13 protein-coding genes and 2 pseudogenes are annotated in these 20,534 nt (G+C 68.0%); 10 read left to right on the forward strand and 5 right to left on the reverse strand.

The window, feature by feature from the left end:
• Positions 1-93: 93 nt before the first annotated feature.
• A complete protein-coding gene (gene lexA / locus JD77_RS10950; protein ID WP_145774160.1) occupies positions 94-876 on the forward strand; it encodes a transcriptional repressor LexA in 783 nt (260 codons plus the stop codon).
• A gap of 285 nt (positions 877-1,161) precedes the next feature.
• Positions 1,162-1,953: an IS21 family transposase gene (istA, locus tag JD77_RS10955; RefSeq protein ID WP_246140622.1), complete on the forward strand. Its 792-nt coding sequence runs from the start codon at positions 1,162-1,164 to the stop codon at positions 1,951-1,953.
• On the opposite strand, the gene JD77_RS10960 is transcribed toward istA, so the two are convergent.
• Positions 1,942-3,348 (reverse strand): IS4 family transposase, encoded by a 1,407-nt coding sequence (locus JD77_RS10960; RefSeq protein ID WP_145773096.1) that lies wholly within the window; start codon positions 3,346-3,348, stop codon positions 1,942-1,944. The genes istA and JD77_RS10960 overlap by 12 nt on opposite strands.
• 113 nt (positions 3,349-3,461) lie before the next feature.
• Between JD77_RS10960 and JD77_RS10965 the strand changes: the two genes are divergently transcribed.
• From JD77_RS10965 to JD77_RS10975, 3 genes are read left to right on the forward strand one after another with little or no spacing between them, the layout of a single operon-like run.
• Positions 3,462-4,127, forward strand: coding sequence for a Mu transposase domain-containing protein (locus JD77_RS10965; protein WP_246140623.1), 666 nt, complete (start codon positions 3,462-3,464; stop codon positions 4,125-4,127).
• Positions 4,124-4,885 (forward strand): IS21-like element helper ATPase IstB, encoded by a 762-nt coding sequence (gene istB / locus JD77_RS10970; protein ID WP_013289162.1) that lies wholly within the window; start codon positions 4,124-4,126, stop codon positions 4,883-4,885. The genes JD77_RS10965 and istB overlap by 4 nt, the downstream gene beginning before the upstream one ends.
• Positions 4,885-5,145: a hypothetical protein gene (locus tag JD77_RS10975; protein ID WP_145774161.1), complete on the forward strand. Its 261-nt coding sequence runs from the start codon at positions 4,885-4,887 to the stop codon at positions 5,143-5,145. Before istB ends, JD77_RS10975 begins: the two co-directional genes overlap by 1 nt.
• A 143-nt stretch (positions 5,146-5,288) precedes the next feature.
• Here JD77_RS10975 and JD77_RS10980 read toward each other — a convergent pair whose 3' ends face one another.
• The 4 genes and pseudogenes from JD77_RS10980 to JD77_RS32805 all read right to left on the reverse strand — a co-directional run bounded on the left by JD77_RS10980 (position 5,289) and on the right by JD77_RS32805 (position 15,360).
• Positions 5,289-6,605 (reverse strand): ISL3 family transposase, encoded by a 1,317-nt coding sequence (locus tag JD77_RS10980; RefSeq protein WP_145774162.1) that lies wholly within the window; start codon positions 6,603-6,605, stop codon positions 5,289-5,291.
• A 189-nt stretch (positions 6,606-6,794) separates the two neighbouring features.
• The gene (locus JD77_RS10985) at positions 6,795-6,938 is read right to left on the reverse strand and encodes a hypothetical protein (RefSeq protein ID WP_211372888.1); all 144 of its coding nucleotides are present in this window, start codon (positions 6,936-6,938) and stop codon (positions 6,795-6,797) included.
• A gap of 100 nt (positions 6,939-7,038) precedes the next feature.
• Positions 7,039-7,137 (reverse strand): annotated as a pseudogene (locus JD77_RS33525) (recombinase family protein); the annotation flags it as partial.
• A 327-nt stretch (positions 7,138-7,464) separates the two neighbouring features.
• Positions 7,465-15,360, reverse strand: coding sequence for a hypothetical protein (locus JD77_RS32805; RefSeq protein WP_211372534.1), 7,896 nt, complete (start codon positions 15,358-15,360; stop codon positions 7,465-7,467).
• 88 nt (positions 15,361-15,448) lie between these two features.
• On the opposite strand from JD77_RS32805, the gene JD77_RS11005 reads away from it, so the two are divergent.
• The 5 genes and pseudogenes from JD77_RS11005 (at position 15,449) to JD77_RS11030 (ending at position 20,345) form a co-directional block, all read left to right on the forward strand.
• Positions 15,449-15,631 (forward strand): hypothetical protein, encoded by a 183-nt coding sequence (locus JD77_RS11005; protein WP_145774163.1) that lies wholly within the window; start codon positions 15,449-15,451, stop codon positions 15,629-15,631.
• Positions 15,632-16,002: 371 nt separating this feature from the next.
• The gene (locus JD77_RS11010; RefSeq protein ID WP_281292174.1) at positions 16,003-17,139 is read left to right on the forward strand and encodes a D-arabinono-1,4-lactone oxidase; all 1,137 of its coding nucleotides are present in this window, start codon (positions 16,003-16,005) and stop codon (positions 17,137-17,139) included.
• Positions 17,140-17,191: 52 nt separating this feature from the next.
• Entirely contained in the window at positions 17,192-19,291 is a 2,100-nt protein-coding gene (gene ligA / locus JD77_RS11015) for an NAD-dependent DNA ligase LigA (RefSeq protein WP_145774165.1), read from the forward strand.
• Between the two features lie 13 nt (positions 19,292-19,304).
• Positions 19,305-19,397: pseudogene (locus JD77_RS35460) on the forward strand (IS5 family transposase); the annotation flags it as partial.
• Positions 19,398-19,865: 468 nt separating this feature from the next.
• Positions 19,866-20,345 (forward strand): GNAT family N-acetyltransferase, encoded by a 480-nt coding sequence (locus JD77_RS11030; protein ID WP_145774167.1) that lies wholly within the window; start codon positions 19,866-19,868, stop codon positions 20,343-20,345.
• Positions 20,346-20,534: the final 189 nt, after the last annotated feature.

Below are 20,534 nucleotides of genomic sequence, written 5' to 3' on the forward strand. Positions count from 1 at the left end.
CCAATGCGGCGACGAGCATGGTGTCCCAGTCGCTGCCGACGTAGGCGAAGGGGTTCACGGTCCTCGTCATCCATGCGTCCGACGGAGTCGACGATGACATCACGTAGCGCAGGTTGTCGGGTGCTGTCCCTCCGCGCGTCGGGCGCGACACGGCAGGCGGCTCACGGCGCCCGCGGAACTCGGCCGATTAGCACAAATGATCGAATCGCAGGGTATTGTGATGGAGTGACCGTGCCCAACGCGCTCCCCGATCCGCCTGCGTTGTCCTATCGGCAGCAGCAGATCCTCGCGATGATCCGAGAATGGGTCGAGCAGCATGGCTACCCGCCGACGGTGCGGGAGATCGGCAAGGCGGTTGGTCTCGGTTCTCCCTCGTCGGTCGCACATCAGCTGAAGGCCCTGGAACGACACGGTGTACTCCATCGGATACCGGGCGGCCCACGTGCCGTCGACGCCCGCCCGCTGGCCACTGGCGACACACCACCCAGCTCCGACGCCCACCGCGGGACACCGGTCCCCCTGCTGGGAGCCATCGCCGCCGGCACACCGATCCTCGCCGAGGAGCACGTCGAGGAGGTCCTTTCCCTGCCCGTCGAGTTGGTCGGCCGGGGCACCCTGTTCGCGCTGCGTGTGCGCGGGGACTCGATGATCGAGGCAGGCATCGCGCACGGGGATGTCATCGTCGTGCGCCAACAGTCGGTGGCCGACAACGGCAACATCGTGGCCGCCATGATCGATGGGGAGGCCACCGTGAAGGAGTACCGAATGCACGACGGCCTTGTCGAGCTCGTCCCTCGCAACCCGGCCTATCCGGTGATCACTAGCAACGATGCAACGATCCTCGGCAAGGTCGTGTGCGTGCTTCATCGCCTGTGAGTGCCTCTTCTCCCTCAACGGCAAACGGCGGACCTGCGGATCCTCGCCAGCCTTGAAGTCGCCCTCGGCGCGAAGCTGATGGGCGTGGGCGTGTCGGCGGCTACGCACAACTTGACTCAGCCAACCCACGTCGCCGATAGCTGTCGGGGTACGGCCTGGAGTGCAGAGCTAAGTACAGCTGATCTTGCAGAGGTGCGCACTGTTTGTCCGTCGTCAGCGGGTGACTGAGGGTGAGGCTGCTCGGGTCGTGATCGGGCAGACGTGGGGCGGCTGGCGATGGGAGCGATGGATGAGCAGCGGTGGCTGGATGTGCGCCGGTTCCGGGCGTTGCACGAGGCTGGTGCGAGTGTCTCGGAGATCGCTCGTGAGACGGGCCTGAACTGGCGGACGGTGAAGAAGTACCTGGCTGCTGGTAGCGGCGAGGTGGTGCCGCCGGTTCGGGCGCGGCCGGCTCGGGGGCAGTTGATCGACGTGTTCGCGCACGTGGTCGATGCGTGGCTGCGGGCGGAGTTGCTGCTCAAGGGCACGGTGATCCATGAACGCCTTGTCGAGCAGTACGGGTTCACCGGCAACTATCAGCGGGTGAAGCTGTATCTGCAGCAGGCCCGGCCGCGGATCGCTGCGGAGTTGGGGATCAGTCCGGATCAGCTGGCCGGGCTGCACCGCCGGTTCGAGGTCGTTCCGGGCGCCCAGGCGCAGGTGGACTGGGGCGACGAAGGCGGCATCCTGGCCCATGTCGGGATCCCGAAGGTGTACTCGTTTCACATGGTGCTGTCGTACTCGCGGGACCCGTTCTGCTGTTTCACCACCAGCCGGGACCTGGCCGCGTTCTGGGAGTGTCACCGGCGGGCGTTCGCGCACTTCGGCGGGGTTCCCGGGGCGATCGTCTACGACCGGACCAAGACCGTGGTCCGCCGGCATGTCGCCCCGGGCCAGGCGGTGCCGCTGCACCCGGAAGCGGTCGCGTTCGCCGGGCACTACGACTTCGACATCGATGTGCTGGCCGCCTATCGGCCGACCGGCAAAGGGCGGGTCGAACGGCAGGTCACCACAACACCGTTGCGTTTAGCGCCGTGAGCGGGAGGCAAGCCCCTTTTCGAAGATTGTGATGTCGGCGTGGAAGGTGTAGGTCTGCGTGGTTGCGGGGTGCTGTCCGGCGTTCGGGCTGTACTTGCTGGTCGGGTTCTTGCGGGAGCGGGCCTTGATTCGAGGGCGGCGCCAGGCGGGTAGGAGGTCGGCCAGCGCGGCGTGGCCTATCGTGCCGAGGAGGTCGGTTGAGCTGCCGGGAAGGATTCCGCTGGCGGTGGTGATCGTGTCGGCGGCGGCGTCGATGAGGACGGTGAAGCTGATCCGGTCCATGTCCAGGCCGGGCTGGGTGCAGGTGGCGTCTGCTGCCGCGCGGATGAGGGCCTGGTAGGCGGTGAGCAGGGCGTACACCTCCTGCTCGATCCCGGGGATGCTGCGGGAGCGCAGGACGCGGCCGTCGAGCATGGTCGCTTTGATCGAGAAATACGTGGTTTCGGCCTGCCAGCGTTCGTGGTAGAGGTCCACGAGTTCGTGGGCGGGGTAGCGGGTGTGGTCTGTCAGGCTGGTGATCAGCCGCCACTGCTCGCGCCGCAGGCTGCCGTCGGCCAGTGTGACGGTGACCTGCGCTTCGATGACCCGCACCAGGATGAGAGCGGGTAGGCTGCCGTAGCCGATGCGGGCCAGGTAGGAGCCGTCGGGTAGGCGACGCTGGATGGTCGGGCAGCGGCGGGCGGATGAGCGGACCAGGAACTGCGCGCCGGTGGCGCCGACGTCGCGCAGGAATTCCGCGGCGTCGAAGCCGGCGTCGGCCAGCAGCAGCATCGTGCGGTCCAGGACGCCCAGAAGCCGCCGCGCGTAAGCCAGTTCGCCTTCTGTTTCGGGGCCGAAGGCCGCGGCGAGCAGGGCGCGGGTCCCACACTCGATCACCACGAGCAGCCGTAGCAGCGGGTAGCCGAACTCCAGCTTGTCTCCTACGCGTTTGGGGTAGCGCCAGGTGACCCGTTCCTCGTCGGGCACGTGCAGGTGGGTGCCGTCGATGGCCACGGTACGCAGGCCCCGGTAGAACACGCCGGGCTGGCCGAGCAGACCGACGGCACCGGCCAGGGTCTCGAACAGGCGCCGTAGCGGCGCTACTCCGACCCGGCGGCGAGCGCGTGACAGTGAGGAGATACTCGGCCGCGTCAGGCACAAGCCGGCCAGGGCCGCGGTCAGCTTCCCCCACGTCGCTCGGTAGGAACAGCGGTCGAGCAGGGCGAGTGCGAGGACGAAGTACACCACGACCCGAGACGGCAGCAGCCGCAGCCGCTTCTCGCGTGTCCCGGTTTCTTCCAGCACCGCGTCGACCAGGTCGAAGTCGATGATCTGGGTCAACTCGCCCAGATGTCCGGGCGCGTGCACACCCCCGGCTACCTCGATCGACCGGGTGATGACAGACTTCTCCTGCAACGGGACTCCTGAGGCATGATCTTCTTGCTCGACACAAGTTGATCTATCAGAAGTCCCGTTCGCGTCTTCAAAGTCCCCCTTGACTCATCCGCCGATCGCCAAACGCAACGGCGTTGCAGGTCACCATCATCCGCGATCATGTCCTGGCCGGGCGGGCGTTCTCGTCGCTGGCCGAACTCGACGCCACGTTCATGGCCTGGGTGCCACAGCGGCGGGCCGTAAGGCATCGCACCCACGGCGAGATCATCGGCGTGCGGGCGGTCCGCGACCACGCCGCGCTGCGACCGATCCCCGCCCGGCCGTATGTGGTCGCCGACCGGCATCTGCGGCACGTCGGCAAGGACTGCCTGGTCGCCTACGCCGGCAACCTCTACTCCGTGCCGGCCCGACGGGTCCGCCACCGCCAACTCGTGGAGATTCGGGCGACCGCCGCCACGATCACTATTCACGCCATCGTGCCCGGTCTGGACGGCACCACGCTGCTGGCCACGCACCAGCGGGCCGTGGGCCGCGGCGCCCGCGTGGTCGACGAGAGCCACTGGGACGGTCTGCCCGACGGACACACCCGGGCCGTCACCATCGGCGACCCCGACAGCGGGCAGTCGACCGCACGCCGACCGGCCCGTCACGACGGCGGCCAGGGGCCGCTGCAAGCCCTGCTCAACCGGGCCGCCGCCGCCCAGATCGCCGTCGAGGCCCGGCCGCTGTCGGTCTATGAGCAGATCGCTGCGGCCAGCCCGTTCACCAACCGCCCACACCTGAAGGACGTCTCGAAGTGAGTGAGCTGGTCACCAACCGCATCCACGCCAGCGCCACCAAACTCGGCCTGCCTCACCTGGCCAAGACGCTGCGGGAACTCACCGGCCGGGCCGACACCGAAGCCATGGGCTACCTGGAGTTCCTCGACCTCGTCCTGGAAGAGGAACTCGCCGTCCGCGACGAACGCCGCTTCCGCGCCGGGCTACGCCTGTCGAAGCTGCCGCACCACAAGACCCTCGACGACTACGACTTCAGCTTCCAACCCGACCTGGACCCCCGCAAGGTCCGTGACCTCGCGACCCTCGCATTCGTGCAGGCCAAGGCCAACGTCGCTCTCCTCGGCCCACCCGGCGTCGGCAAGACCCACATCGCCGTGTCCCTCGCGGTCGCCGCCTGCCGAGCCGGATTCACCGTCTACTTCACCACCCTCGACGACATGGTCCGCCACCTCACCGCCGCCGACGCGATCGGCCGCCTGGCCCGCAAGCTGCAAACCTACCTACGCCCCACCGTCCTGGTCATCGACGAAGTGGGCTACCAACCCCTCGAACGACCCGAGGCCAACCTCGTCTTCCAAGTGATCTCGAAACGCTACGAGAAGGGCTCCACCCTGCTGACCTCGAACAAAGGCTTCGGCGAATGGGGCCAAGTCTTCGGCGACGAGGTCCTGGCCACCGCCATCCTCGACCGGCTCCTGCACCACTGCGACGTCGTCCCCATCAACGGCCCCAGCTACCGACTCAAGAACCGCCTCACCGCCATCGAGAACGTCGCCTGATGCCCACCCCGGCCACCCCGGACGACCCCGCAGCCACCAGCGACACCAACCGCGGCGACCTGCTGCAACTCCTGCTCCAGATCTGCGAGGACTTCCTCGCCCGCACCACTCCGGCGACCCACCACGAGGTCGACACCCTCCTACGCGCCCGCGGCATCACCGGCGGACCCGGATGGCTGATCGACATGCTCGGCCTCACCCGCCTGCGCCTGCAAGACGCAACCCACCGTGACGAACAAGGCGCCCACCGCGACACCTGACCTCTGCAAGATCAGCCGTACTCACCTCTGCACTCCAACGAGTACCCCGACAATAGCGGGCGAGCCTGCTTGAGTGACGGGCCGCCGGTGGAGGCTGCGTGACGCTCCAGACCCCGGGAGCAAGGCATCATGGCTCTTCGAAGTTAGACGGGGTTGAGGTGTCCGCGGTGGCGGCGGGTGGTGGCGGCACGGGTGCGTAGGCGCTGGTTTTCGGGGTTGCGGAAGCCGTAGGCGTCGCGGGCGATCGTCTTGATGACGCGGTTGGTGCCCTCGCTGCCAGCGTTGGTGATTCCGGTATGCAGGAAGGCGAGGATTTGCGGCCACCAGGTCTCGATGGTGGTGGCGAGGCGCTGCAGTTCGGGCAGGTCCGTGGTGGCGCAGCGGGTGTAAAAGCGGTGCAGCAGTCGGCTGATGGCTTCCCGGTCGGGGTGGGTGCGGGCGGTCGCGAGCAGGTCGAGCAGGTCTTCTTTGGCGTTCCATGCGGCCAGGATCGGTGCGCCGATGCGGGTGGGTAGGGCGGTGAGGGTGTCGACCAGACGGTCGACGTGCCGGGCATGCATCCGGGCCGCTGAGCGGGTCAGGCGGTTGCGCAGCTGCCATTCGGGGTCGCTGGCCCGGCCACGGCGGCCCCGATGGGTAGCGGTCATCCGGCGGCGGACCTCGGTGACGGCCCGGTTGGCCAGTTGCACGACGTGGAAGTGGTCCACCACCAGGATCGCGTGGGGCAGGGCCTCGCGGACGGCGGCCTTGAACACGGTGCACATGTCGATCGCGACCGCCTCGATCTGTTTGCGCCAGGCGGCGGGACGTTGCCGCAGCCAGTCGGTCACCGCACTGCTGGTACGACCCTCGATCTGGGCGAGAAGCCCTTGCCCGTCGGTCAGATCACAGAACCCGACGTGCCACCGGTCGGCGGTCGTGGTCCACGACTGCGTGGCCTCGTCGAACGTCCACCGGGGCTTGCCGCGGCGGACCTCATCGATGCCCAGCACGGTGACGGGATCGGGCTCGTCCGGTAGCACCTGCTCGGCGTGGGCGGTGAACGCTGCCGCGACCACCGGCCAGGACAGGCCGTGATCGCGGGCGGCCTGCACGATCGTGCGGCCGGCGTCGGCGACGGCTGCCCCGGCGGCCTGCCGTAACCGTGCGGTCAGCCGGGCTCTTGCCGGAACCTGCGCCACGTGTTCGGTGAACGTCCGGCGCGGGCAGCCGGCCTGGTCACAGTGCCAGCGGCGTTTACGCCACCGCAACCGCGTCGCTCGGCCGGCCACGGGCAGGTCCCGTGGCCGGGTCGTCACCCATCCCTTGACCCGTTGTGCTCGCACACCGCAGTCCGGGCAGCATCGCGCCTGCTCATCGGCGGTAGACAAGCCGACCACCGGGACGCCGTCAGAATCCAGCTCGACCCGATCGGCAGCCAGCCCGTCCAGGCCCAGCAGCCGGGTCGTATCGTTGACCATGCTCGCAGCTCTTCACATGTGACCATCCGAACCAGACACTCAGATGATCACCGACGGGCTGCGAGCCCCTCACGCTCAGGTCGGCTCATCCGCGAACCCCGCTCAACTTCGAAGAGCCGGTACTGGCCGGCGGTCTGGCGTCGGTAGCCGGAGTGGGCCGCCGACGCCAAGCCGCCGCGGGGCCTTGGGTCACTGGCCAACAACCATTACCGACAGCAGGGCACCGGCCAGCAGGTACGGGCCGAATGGGATGTCGGGCCGGCGGTTCAGCGCCAGGCGGGTCAGCGCTTCGGGAACGGCAAACGCGTAGGGCAGCAGAGCGCCCAGGAGCACCGCGGACCAGCCGAGAGGTCCCAGAGCCGCGCCGAGCAACGCGGCAGCGGGCCAGCTCCCGGAACCCGGCACGCTCCAGCGCCGGGATCTTGGACGAGGTGGCCGGGTCGCTGAACATCCGCGCCCCGGCCTCGGCGGTGAGCCCGGCCTCGTCAAGCAGGTGGGTCTGCCGCTGGGTGCTCTGCTCGTCGGTCGACACCCGCGTGTAGACCAACTCCGTCGTTGCCTGTCCTGTTCATCCGATCGTCGCCGACACCGCTGATCCAACTGTCATCAAACGCTGTCGTCAACTCGGATCGGCCCGCATTGGATCGGCGGGTCGGATTCCCGTGGTCGGGAGTGATCCATTGACTCCGTTCCGCACCTGTCGTCAAATGGTCCTCTGCCGACAGACACATCCGGGACGGATGCTGGGTGCTCGGCCAGACACTCAAACCGCCCGCCCTAAAGATCAACTACAGTAAATGATCTCCGGTGGCATGAGCGTTAGGAAACCCCTAAGGCCCGTGAAACTCAAGAACTAAAACTAAAGCAGAAGGTGTAAATCAAATGGCAACTCGAGACCTTGACCCGTTCCGGGTGGCGGTGGAGGGAGCGACGGCGCCGCCTCCCGCCAATATTTCCCGACCGATGTCTTGTCGATCAGGTTGCCGGATAGTTCGGCTACCTCCGTCTGGGTGTAGGGGTGGCCGTCGGGGGCGGTCTTACCCTGCAGTCCCTGTGCCCAGGCTTTCACCCATGCGGCCATCCCCGGCCCCAGCCTCCCATTTCTGTCGGGGGTCAGGGATACCCGGTCGGGGAGTTCACCCTTTTCTTCCAGCGTCTTCAGGTATGCGCGGAGGGTGGCGGGCCCGTCCTTGCCGGGCCGCCATGTGACCACGTGATCTGGTGGTGGGGGCAGCGGCGGCGCCGCCTCCCGCCAATATTTCCCGACCGATGTCTTGTCGATCATTTTGCCGGATAGTTCGGCTACCGCATCCTGGGTGTAGGGGTGGCCGTCGGGGGTGGTCTTACCCTGTAGTCCCTGTGCCCAGGCTTTCACCCATGCGGCCATCCCCGGCCCCAGCCTCCCATTTCTGTCGGGGGTCAGGGATACCCGGTCGGGGAGTTCACCCTTTTCTTCCATCGTCTTCAGGTATGCGCGGAGGGTGGCGGGCCCATCCGTGCCGGGCCGCCAAGTGACCACGTGATCTGGCGGTGGGGGCAGCGACGGCGCCGCCTCCCGCCAACATTTCCCGACCAATGTCTTGTCGATCAGGTTGCCGGATAGTTCGGCTACCTCATCCAGGGTGTAGGGGTGGCCGTCGGGGGCGGGCTTACCCTGCAGTCCCTGTGCCCAGGCTTTCACCCATGCGGCCATCCCCGGCCCCAGCCTCCCCTGCCTGTCGGGGGTCAGGGATACCCGGTCGGGGAGTTCACCCTTTTCTTCCAGCGTCTTCAGGTATGCGCGGAGATTGGCGGGCCCGCCCTTGCTGGGCCGCCAAGTGACCACGTGATCTGGTGGTGGGGGCAGCGACGGCGCCGCCTCCCGCCAATATTTCCCGACCGATGTCTTGTCGATCAGGTTGCCGGATAGTTCGGCTACCTTCTTATGGGTGTAGGGGTGGCCGTTGGGGGTGGTCTTACCCTGTAGTCCCTGTGCCCAGGCTTTCACCCATGCGGCCATCCCCGGCCCCAGCCTCCCCTTTCTGTCGGGGGTCAGGGATACCCGGTCGGGTAGTTCACCCTTTTCTTCCAGCGTCTTCAGGTATGCGTGGAGAGTGGCGGGCCCGTCCTTGCCGGGCCGCCATGTGACCACGTGATCTGGTGGTGGGGGCAACGGCGCCGCCGCCTCCCGCCAATAATTCCCGACCGATTCTTGGGCGATCAGTTTGCCGGATAGTTCGGCTACTTCCCTCTGGGTGTAGGGGTGGCCGTCGGGGGCGGTCTTACCCTGCAGTCCCTGTGCCCAGGCTTTCACCCATGCGGCCATCCCCGGCCCCGACTTCCCATTTTTCTTCTTGGGCAGGGATACCCCGTCGGGGAGTTCACCCTTTTCTTCCAGCCCCTTCAGGTATTCGCGGAGGGTGGCGGGCCCATCCTTGCCGGGCCGCCAAGTGACCACGTGATCTGGTGGTGGGGGCAACGGCGCCGCCGCCTCCCGCCAATAATTCCAGACCGATACATGGTTGATCAGTTTGCCGGATAGTTCGGCTACTTCCCTCTGGGTGTAGGGGTGGCCGTCGGGGGCGGTCTTACCCTGCAGTCCCTGTGCCCAGGCTTTCACCCATGCGGCCATCCCCGGCCCCAACTTCCCATTCTTCTTCTTGGGCAGGGATACCCCGTCGGGGAGTTCACCCTTTTCTTCCAGCCCCTTCAGGTATTCGCGGAGGGTGGCGGGCCCATCCTTGCCGGGCCGCCAAGTGACCACGTGATCTGGTGGTGGGGGCAGCGACGGCGCCGCCTCCCGCCAATATTTCCCGACCGATGCCTGGTTGATCAGTTTGTCGGATAGTTCGGCTACCTCCGTCTGGGTGTAGGGGTGGCCGTCGGGGGCGGTCTTACCCTGCAGTCCCTGTGCCCAGGCTTTCACCCAAACGGCCATCCCGGGCCCCAGCTTCCCCTGTTTGTCGGGGGTCAGGGATACCCGGTCGGGGAGTTCACCCTTTTCTTCCAGCGTCTTCAGGTATTCGCGGAGGGTGGCGGGCCCGTCCTTGCCGGGCCGCCAAGTGACCACGTGATCTGGTGGTGGGGGCAGCGACGGCGCCGCCTCCCGCCAATAATTCCCGACCGATTCATGGGTGATCAGGTTGCCGGATAGTTCGGCTACCGCATCCTGGGTGTAGGGGTGGCCGTCGGGGGCGGTCTTACCCTGCAGTCCCTGTGCCCAGGATTTCACCCATGCGGCCATCCCCCGCCCCAACTTTTTCTTTTTGGGCAGGGATACCCCGTCGGGGAGTTTACCCTTTTCTTCCAGCTCCGCCATGTAATCGCGGAAGGTTTGAGGCCCGTCCTCGCCGGGCCGCCACGTGACCACGTGATCTGGCGGTTCTGGTAGTGGCGCCTTGGTGGTGGAGGCCGCTGGGGGCGGCTGTGGTGTGGGGTGCGAGGTTGCCGATTGGCCGGTACGGATCGGTATGGATCGCGTGTGCGGAGATGCCGGGCCGGACGTGATCCGAGTGTCGGGGTGGCCCAGTGCGACCATCCTGGGATACCCGGGTGCGAAACCATAGTTGTCGTGGAACCCCGACGCGGCCGAGGCCAGGGTGATGTTGACCTCGTACACCTCGGACATCAGGCGTAGCAGCGCCCCCTTGAGGTGGGGAACGGACGTCCCGCGCGTGTCCAGGGCCTGCCGCAGCGTCGCCACGTCCGCCGGGGACAGGCCGTTCTCCTCAGCGAAGTCGGTTCTGTCGATGATGAGGCCGAACTCCGCCTGCAGACTACGGCGCACATCCTCAGCTCCTGGCAGCCCCATCACGCCGGAGAATCGCGTGAACAACTCGTCCCACTCGTCTGACCGCGGCAGCTCGGCCGGCGCGGACGGTAACGGGACAGCAGCGGGAACAGCGGCGTTGTAGTGGTTGTAGTGGGTGGGGTTCGCCGGGTCGGCCGCAACGTAGTACAGGTCGACCCGCCGGCCGTCCAGCGGCCCGAACACCGCCACCGGGCTCACCCCCCGCCCCGTGCGCTGCCAAACGGTGATCCGGCTACCGGTGGCGTGGGCCAGCAACGGCAGCAGGAACTCCCCACCCGGCCCGGCCCACCGGCGGTCCCAGTTGGCCACCGTGTCGACGACCTCGGCAAACTCGTCAGCCTCGAGCGGCCCGTCGGACGTGCTCAGCACCTGGACCAGATAGTCACGGGCCCGATCCGGCGCCAACAACGCCACCTGAAAACCCCGGCCACGCCCGTTGACGAAGTCCAACTGCTCCTGCGGCACATCCGTCACCGGACCGGGATCGAGCCACAACCCGATCAACTCCGCACGCGCCTCGTCATACCGCTGCCCGATCCGCCCCGCATCCAGGAAAGCCGCCTCGGTGACAACACCGCCCGCCGAGACGCCCTGGTCGCCGACACGTTCCATCAGCCGCGCCAACACCTGCCCATCGCTGAGCTCCCGCACCTGCCGCCACGGCTGCCCCTGCGGCAGATGCCGCCGCTGCATCACCACATCGGCCGGCAACCCCCCGAAACGGGTGTCCAGGTACGACAGGACATGGGCCTGCAACAACTCGTTCACCCGCGCCAACTCAGACCCGGCCGGCACCGCACCAGCCATCCGCCCCACACTGACGCGCACCCCGTCAGCAGAGGAGAGCCACTCATACAGATCCGCCGGCAGCACCCCTGCCTGCGCCAATACGTCCCGCACCCACACCGGATCAGCGACAACGACCGCCGACAACACGCAATACCCATCAGCCGGCACCGGGAACTCCAACACCGGCCGGCCAACCCCATCCACACCATCCAGATCCAGAACCAGATCCGGGTCCAGAACCAGGTCCAGGTCCGGGTCCAGAACAAGATCCGGGTCCAGATCCGCATCCGGGTCCGGGCCCGGGGCCGGGTCCGGCATCGATAGATCCTGGGTGAATGCCGGGTTAAGAAGCGCCGGGTCAAGAGAAGACAGGTTGTGATCTTCCGTATCCCGATCGTCCGGCGCGGTCACGTCGTCCCCCACCACCGACGGCGCCCACGCGACATCCACCTCCGGCACCCCAGACGGCGGGTACAAAGAATCGACCTGTTCGGTGCCGTCCGGTGGCGTCCACCCCCAGCCGGGCGGCAGCGCCGACAGTTCCACCCCTCCCGGACCTAGACCCACACCCAGGTCCGGGTCCAGGTCCAGGTCCAGGTACGGCATCCACAGATCCTCCACGAATGCCGGGTCAAGAAGTCTCGGGTCAAGATGAAACGGGTCGTGGTCTCCCGCATCCCGCTGTTGCGGGACCGCCACGGTCGCGTTGTCCCCCACACCCAACGGCACCCACGCGACATCCACCCCTGGCATTCCGGACAGCGGGGACTGGACCTGTTCGATGTCCTGCAGCGGCCCCCACTCAACGAGCTCTGGTGTGTCCAGATCCATCCCATCCAGATCCGGGTCCCATACGTTCAGGAATTCCTGATCACCAGACGCCAGGCCAGGACCAGGCGGATCGCCGTTGCCCGCTGGACCGGATGGCAGTCCGCCTGGAGAGTCGGCCGGGCCGGTGGAGGTGGTGAACATCGCGTGGGACGGGCCGCGTGGCGGGCTGGTGGAGGCGAGCAGGAACGCGCTGGTGTCGGTGCCGGTGTCGGTCGTGGTTGTCGGTTGCGGATGGCCGGTGGTCTGGCCGAGCAGGTCGGTGATGGTGGCGGGCCGACCGTTCCCGTCGAACGCGGCCACCCGGGTGCTGGATGCGAACAGGTGCCGCAGCCACGGATCACGTATCGGATCGTCCGGCTCGGGCCGGTCGACGGCGCCGGGCAGCAGAGGGTCCCGCACCCGGATCCTCGGCGGCCCGGATCTTTGTGGCTGGCTGTGGAGGGCGAACACGTGCTGCGGTTCGTTCGGTGGCGCGGCCCTGACCACCACCATCGACCCCGGCACCGCCCGCAACGCGGCCAGCACGTCCCCTCCCGCGACCCCGTCCGGGTGGGGGGCGACACGCTCGGGCACCGCGTCGAGGACCTCCAACAGTTGCGGCCAGCCCATGGTGGGCGCGAGCCGGCCGTCCGGTCCGATGATCCGGTCGTCGAACACCGCCCGGTTGCCCAACCGCTTGTACACGGTGTGGAACACATCGAGAGTGGCCGCCACGCACCACCACAGGTCACCGCTGCCGGGACGCACCTGCTCCGCAGCGGCCCAGTTAGCGACCCGCTGCCCGGACTCGAACATCCCGACGGCCTGCCCGGTTGCCGCAACGGCCTGCCCGGTTGCCGCAACGGCCTGCCCGGTTGCCGCGACAGCCGGCTCGCCGTGTCTGCCGGGGCCGCCACTGACCGGTTCATCCCGCGACGAAGCCGCGTCGCTGAGACCGTGCTTACCCGGCACCCCACCAAGCGACTCGTCCGGCGAGGACACGTCACTGATCGACATTGTGTCGCTGGTGTCGAGGTTGCTGAACACGTCATCGCTGGCGACAGACATGCCACTGTCACGGCCGCTGTCACTGTCGTTGGCGGTGGCGTTGTGGTGGATCGGCGTGTCATCGGCGCGGGAGGCAGCGCCAGCCGGCACCGTGCTACGGGCGCTGGCCGCCTCCGGCGTCCCAGCCGTGCCGGGCGTGCCGGGGGTGCCGGGGGTGGCGCTGCCGGCGGCCTGGGCGAGGACCTGGTGGTATCCGTTGACCCAGTCCCGTTGGAAGGATTCGGCGAGGCGGTCGTGGCGGGCCGGCTTGACGCCGTACTGGTGGGCCAGGCCGGTGAACTGCTCTACTGCCTGGCTGGTCGCTGCTGCGGTGTGCTGCTCGGGCGTTATCGGCACGGTCGGCGCGCCGACGCGCCCGCTTTCTGCAACGCCGACGGTAGCCCAGTTGGCGGCCGGTGCGGGGGCGCCGGGGATGGCCGCGGCCGAGAAACGGGCGGGCAGGTCGACGACCGCCTGCCGGACCACGTTCGCCACGGCACTCACCTGCGCGGCGTCGGGACCGGCCACCACAGCGGGCAGCACGGCCGGCAGGACGGCGGGGGCACCGAGGATCGCATTGAGGCTTCGGTCCACCCGGTCCCGCACGGCGCTCTTGACCGCCTCGATCGCGGCGGCGGACGGCACCGCCGCCCCGGCACCTGCCGGCACGCCGGCACCTGTCGGCGTGCCAACGGCCCACGACGTGCCAGCGGCCGTCGGTAGGCCGGCGGCGAGGTACCGGCCGATGTGGTGTTCGGCGGCCAGGTGCGCGATCGCGCGCAACGCCTGCCGGTCGAACGCCGCCGGCAGCCCGGCGACAACCTGCTGCGCCCGCACCTCGGCCGGGATCTGCTCACCCGCGGACGCCAACGCCTCGGCCATCCGGGCCACCGCCCGCTGCCGGACACCCGTCAGATACCCCTCGGTCAGCGCGGCAGCGGGCAGACCGACCGCGGACAGGAAACCCGCAACAACCCGATCACCCCGCCGGGCGTCGACCCACCCGGCGAAAACCCCCTCGACCGGCACGGCAAGCGCGGCCATGCTCTTGCCCGCCCGAGCCACCCCGGCCAGCAACCCACCGTAGCGGTCCACCAGATCCTGCTGGAACTGTTGCCACCGCTCGACCACCGGCCCACCGGCTGCCACGACCCACTGCGGCGCAGGCGCGGCCGGCACCGACAGGCTCGGCACCGACCACGACGGCACCGACAGGTCCAGGCGCGGCGTGGGCAGGTCCAGACTCGACGTGGGCATGTTCGAAGCCGGCAGCGGCGGCGCGGGCGGCGGCGGGGCCTGCCCGCCGGTCACCACAGGCTTCGGATCGTCGACCCCAGGCTGGTACGCCGTGAATGTGTCTCCACCAACCGGTGTCGACGCCACCGGCAGGACCGGCTTACCGTCGGGCGTGAAGTCGGTGCGAGGCATCTGCACCCGGGGCCCATTCATGGCGCGACTCACGACGAGCCCGAGCCCGCTCGCGGCCGACCCGCCCGCCCCCGACAGCGCCCCGGACAGAAGATCGGCACCGAGATTGCTCGGGTCCCAGTACCCATCGACCATCAAGCTGGCACCAATACCGAACAGCCCCTCCGTGCCGGTCTCCAACACCGGCCGCGTCAACAGATCGGTCAACAAAATCTTGGTCGTGTCCGACAGGCCGAGTTTGCTGACCGCGCCGGCGACAGCGCCAGCGGCCCTGCCCAACGCCGGCCCGCCCACCGTGCCCAGCAACGCCACCGCCCCCGCGTACGCCGCCTGCTTACCGACCGCCGACCAGTTCACCCCCGACTGCAAACCATCGGTCATCATCGACACCTGCGCCAACAACGCAGAACCCGGCATGAACAACATCTGCATCGCCGTGCCACTCGCCGCCGAACGCACCAACGCCGAACGCAGGACCACCTGAATGATCGTCCGCGCCTCCGCCAGGTGCGCCGCCGCCCCCACCGGATTCCAGAACCACATCGCGGCCGCGGCGGCGAACTCGGCCTGCATGAAGGAGAACATCGCCACCGTCGTACGCTTGCCGGTCTCCGTCTCCAGGAAGAACTTCTTCTCCGCCTCCACCACGGCGAGCATCAGATCGGCCGTCTCGGCCATCTTCCCCACGAACGGAACGGTCTGCGCCACGAACCGGTCGAAGGCCTCACCCTCCCCCGCCCCCCGGACCGCCCTGACCGTCTGCTCCAGCAACGGACCCAGCACCGTACGCACCCGATGCGCCAGCATCTCCAGCGTGCCAATGTCATCCCACAACAACGGCAGCCCCGCCCGGGACACCCGCACCCCGGTGAACCCTTCCAAAACCCGCAACGAACTCTCACTGAGCTCAACAGTCGAAAAAGCGGCGGCGACCAACGCGCAACGCTCCCTCTCCGCCCCCGAACCAAGGACACCCAGCGTGGATCAGCCAGCCGCGCAGACCGCCCACCCCAGCCCCGACCATCTCCTCGGCGACGACCTCGGCACCGTCGCCCGCCCGGCGGCCGAGACCCCAACTCCTCGCCCCACGATGCGACCGACGCCCTCCACCGCCACCGACGGTGTTGATCGCCGAGAGCTACGCACCATCACCGTAGAGTGACGGTAGTCGACATCGGCGACACCAGCCATCCCCGCCCACACGTGGGCCACCACACATCCGCACCCCGCGCCGGGCCCCGGCGGCGTGTCACGCGAGAACTGGCTCCATGCGATTCACGGTCAGGAGTCCCTCCTGCCGTGACCGAGCTGATCCACCTCGGCTTGCGATCACGCGCGGCTTACCTTGAGGTTCCCCCGGTAGCTCGACGACTACGCCGCCTCGACACCTCTTCGTCGAGCATTGCCAGGCGCCACGAGGCCAGCATTCGGACAGTTCTGATATCCCACATCGCCAGCAACCTTCCCGGCCGCGGAGTCGGTGCGCTGCGTGGTGAGAACCTGTACGTCACCGGAGACACGCTGCTCGAAGACGTGTGGCGGGCGTTCGACAGCCACGGTCTGGAGCCGGCCGCATGTCCGCCAGTGATCACGAGCCAGACGGTCGCTGGCGCGCTCGCCACCGGCACCCACGCACAGGGTCTGTCCAGCGGCACCTTCTCCGACTGCGTGGCCGCCGTCGAGTTCATGGACGGGACTGGCACCCTGCACCGGCTCACCCCAGCTGACGCCGAGTTCGACGCGGCCGTGCTCAACCTCGGGTGCCTCGGCGTGGTCGTCGGCCTGGAACTTCGCGGTCGACCGGCAAAGGAGTTGCACTGCACCCGTTTCACCGCCTCGGAGGACAGCCTGCCCGAGCGCTACGCCGCCTGGAACCGCGAATCCGTGGCCGCCAAGAGCTGGTGGTTCACCGAGCACCAGGTCGCGCACACCTGGGTCGCCGACGACGACAGCTGGGCACCTACGGCCTCCGAGGCCCAAGGTCCGGCTGACCTGGACCGCATCGTGACCCGCACCCGCCGCCAACTGATGGCCGACATCGGCGACGGCCAGGGTCGGACGCCGGCCGCCCAGACGCTGGAGAAGTTCCTCGGCGCGAGGGACTCCAAGGGGACACTCCACGAGATCTTCAGGAACGGCATCCCGGCCCCGCAGCTGAACATGGAGATCGCCGTTCCCCTGGACGCCGTCCCCCGGGCGTACGCCGGTCTCAAGGAACTCCTGCGCGCCTCTCCCTACAAGCTGCACTACCCCGTTATCCTGCGCACCACCGGCCCAGCCCGCGGCCACCTGAGTCCCACGCTGGCAGTCCCGGCCACCTATTTCGGCTTCGTGTCCTACATGACCGCCGTCGGGTCGATCACCACCGCGCGTCCCTTGTTCGATGACATCCAGCGCCTGCTCTACGGTCTGGGCGGCAGGCCGCACTGGGGAAAGTACTTCACTCCAGAACTGCTGCCCGCCTCCAACACCGACGGCTTCCACCGGTTCCGGCGCGCTCTCAGCAGGTTCGACCCACACCGACGCTTCGAGAACGACACCTTCTACCGCACGCTCGGGCTCTCCCCGGCACGACCCGGAACTGCTGGATCGGCGCCGTTGCGCCGCACCCGCCTGCCGGGCCAGCGGACGGAGCCCCGCCCGACTGCGCCTACCCGACACCAGGGGTAATCACACCAGCGCTACCGCCACGTTGTCAGTGGCAGTCAGGAGAATGGGCGGCATGACGCAGCCTTCCACAGCGGCGCCCGCTGTCGACCTTACTGATGAGGCCGCCTACCTTGAAGCCGTCGCGCAGGCGCGGAAGGCCGCCGATGCCTACTACGGCTCCGGCGAATCAGGCCTGGACGACGAGACCTACGATCGGCTGCTACGCGGTATCACCGCCTGGGAGGACGCGCACCCCGGGCAGATCGCGGCCGATTCCCCATCCCAGCAGGTCGCGGCAGGAGTGACCGCTGGCGACGTCGAGCACACCGTTGCGATGCTCAGCCTGGGAAACGTCTTCTCCGACGAGGAGCTGACGGCGTGGGCCGTCTCGCTGGAGCGGCGGCTGGGCGGAGCGGTGGCAGGCTGGGCGGTGGAGCCCAAGCTCGACGGTGTGGCCCTGGCAGCCCGCTACCGCGAGGGTCGACTGGTTCAACTGGTCACCCGGGGCGACGGGACGACCGGGGAGGACGTGTCCCACGCGATCGGGGACATCATCGGCCTGTCCATGACCTTGACCGAACCGGTCACGATCGAAGTGCGAGGCGAAGTCCTCATGACCGAGGAACAGTTTTCCGCCGCAAACGAGCTGCGCACCGCGCACGGCGCTACGGCCTTCGCCAACCGCCGCAACGCCTCCTCGGGCTCACTGCGCGCCAAGGACCGGGCCTACAGAATCGGGCAGACCTTCCTGGCCTACACCGCACTAACCGACCCCGGACACACGGACGACCCCGCCCTCGCCGGACTCACCCACACCCAGCTCGTCGCCCGCCTGGCCGCTCTCGGACTGGGGACGACGGCCGACACCCCGCTCGCCACCCGGGCCTACGCGACCCTTGACCAGGTCGTGGACCGGGTGCACGAGATCGGCGCACTGCGCGCGCAGCTCGACATCGAACTCGACGGTGCCGTGATCAAGGCCGACAGCCCCGCCGACCAGATCCGGGCCGGAATGGGCTCCCGCACCCCGCACTGGGCCACCGCCTTCAAGTTCCCGGCCGCCCAGAAGATCACCGTGCTGTGCGCCGTGGAGTGGAGCGTGGGACGCACCGGCGTGATCGCCCCACGCGCCGTCCTCGACCCCGTGGACGTCGCCGGCACCACCATCACCTACGCCACTCTGCACAACCCGGCCGACATCGCCCGCCGCGGCCTGATGCTCGGAGACCACGTCATCGTCTACCGAGCCGGCGAAGTCATCCCCCGCGTCGAAGGCGCGGTCGCCGGCCTCCGCACCGGCAACGAGCGGCCCATCGACTTCCCCGACCTCTGCCCGCGCTGCGGCTCCGGCATCGACCGCAGCCAGGAGCGCTGGCGCTGCGCGCGGGGACGCGCCTGCGGCCAGAAAGAGGCGATCCGGTACGCCGTCGCCCGCGACGCGCTCGACATCGACGGCCTCGGCGAGAAGATCATCGTGCAACTCGTCGACAAGGGGTTGATCGAGGACTTCGCGGACCTGTTCACCCTCACCCGCGATCAGCTGCTCACCCTGGACCGCATGGGGGCCAAGAGCGCCGACAACCTCATGGCCGCCATCAAGGCCGCCAAGACCAAACCCCTTAATCGCGTCTTCTGCGCCCTCGGCGTCCTGGGCACCGGCCGTTCCATGTCGCTGCGCATCGCCGCGCACTTCGGCTCCATGCAGGCCATCCGAGACGCCGATGCCGTCGCTCTAGGGCAGGTCCACGGCATCGGGAACGAGAAGGCCCCAGTGATCGTAGAGGAACTGGCCGACCTTGCCCCGGTCATCGACAAGCTCGTCGCCGCAGGTGTGAATATGAACCAGCCCGGCTTCGTTCCCTCTGCCCCCACAGATGCCGAGGCCGATGCGGAGACGTCCGCCCAAAAGGCGAAGAACGAGCTGCCATTGGCGGGGATGACCGTGGTGGTAACCGGCGCGATGACCGGGCCCCTCTCGGACCGATCCCGGACTGAGATGACCGAACTGATCGCCAAGGCCGGGGGACGCGCGTCCTCAAGCGTCTCTGCCCGCACCCACCTCGTCGTCGCCGGAGAGAACGCCGGCAGCAAGCTCGACAGGGCCCAGGCATTGGGCATCGAAACCATCACACCCGAGGAACTCGCCCAGCGCCTCGCTGGCCATCTGGCGTGAATAGGGGTGAATGACCGTCTATGGCTACTTCACCGCATGGAGCAGCGCCGACATCTTCACCCAGCTCAACTACCAACTCACCGGACTGGCCCGCGCCCTGGTGGGCGCCCGGGTTTACGGTGCCCACCAGGGGTGGTGTCCCGGCCGTGGCTTGGTGGTCAGGCGGGGCAAGACCTCAATAGCTCGGGTTTTTGGCTAGCTCGTTGGCGTAGGCGCGCGCGTCGATGGCGTCCAGGACGGCCAGTTCGGCGTTGTCATCGACGTGCCCGAGGCCGGTTGGTCCAAGACTGGGTCCAGGACATGGAACTCGCGGGAGTCGACGGCTTCGCCATCACCACGAACATCGACCTGGGCATAGCCGGCTTCCACCCTCTCGACCAGGCACAACTCATCAGGTCGTGGACCAAACTTCCGGTCGCGGTCTCCGGCGGCTTCGAACCAACCGACGTCGAAGCCAGCAGACGACGCTCTGGGACATCCTCGTCGTCGGTCGCGGAGTCACCGACTCCCTGGACCCCGCCGTCGCCGCGCGGGACCTCGCCGCATCGATCGCGCTCACCGAAGGAAACCGCTCATGATCATCACCCCGCTCACCGTCGACCGGATCCCCGACCTCGAGAAACTGCTGGCACTGGGAGAGCCGTACATCAGGCTGCGTGGCTCATCGGACTACTGGCTGTACGCCACGCTGTTCGCCAACACCTGCCCACTCGCCATCACCGACGGACAGGTCGTCGGCAGCGTGATCGCCTTCCGAAGCCAGGTCGACCCGTCAGAGATCTACCTGCAGGACGTGATGACGCACCCCAACCACCGCCGCATAGGAATCACGCGGGCGCTCGTAGAAGACGTTCACCGCCAAGGCTCCCTCTGGGGATGCCAGCGCCTCTTCCTCACATCGGAACCCGACAACCACGCCGCGCACAAAGCCTGGCTCGCCATGGACTTCAGCAACGTTCCCGGAGACACCACGGAGCAGGGCGTGTCCGTGATCTACAACTACAAGGGGCCAGGGAAACACCGCGCTGTATATGAGCGACAGATCGGCGCCTAGCATCAAGCAACCCGCGCAAACCATCGCCAGCAGTCCCCCATCGCGCTGCGAGCCGGTGATCAAACTCAGGTTGGATCAGGAGGCCGATTCCTTCGGCGTCGGAATCGACAGGGCCGAGCGAGAGTTCCAGGGACGAGATGCGCCACTGGTACACCCACCGCGACCTGCTCGATGTCCCGGCGAGACCGT

It is taken from the genome of Micromonospora olivasterospora (genome assembly GCF_007830265.1).
In the GTDB taxonomy this organism is placed as follows: domain Bacteria; phylum Actinomycetota; class Actinomycetes; order Mycobacteriales; family Micromonosporaceae; genus Micromonospora; species Micromonospora olivasterospora.